The sequence below is a fragment of the Phormidium sp. CCY1219 genome (genome assembly GCF_055795085.1).
Genome location: NZ_JAYFEQ010000948.1, coordinates 1 through 329, shown reverse-complemented (window position 1 = coordinate 329; position 329 = coordinate 1). Strand labels below are relative to the sequence as shown.

Annotated in this window: 1 pseudogene; it reads right to left on the bottom strand. The window is 47.7% G+C overall.

The features are described 5' to 3' along the window. Positions 1–329 (bottom strand): annotated as a pseudogene (locus AC0QH1_RS30790) (CHAT domain-containing protein); the annotation flags it as partial.

Genomic DNA, 329 nt, shown 5'->3' with positions numbered 1-329 from the left:
CCCAACCGATTTTGTAAACTCGCCCATTTTTTCGGTTCTGCCTCACGGGTTCTCACCTGTAATGCCGCTTCATAACAAGCAATTGCCTGATGCCAGTTCTCTAGTTTGTCTCCTTCGATTCGGTTGCGATAAGTTCCGCCCAGATTCACTTGTACCATTGCCCAATCTTGGGGATAGGCTTCACGGGTATAGACTTCTAATGCCGCTTCGTAGTAACGAATGGCGGTTTCCAAGTTTTCCGCTTTGTCTCCGGGAACATCGTCAGAGTAGATATTACCCAACCGATTTTGTAAACTCGCCCATTTTTTCGGTTCTGCCTCACGGGTTCT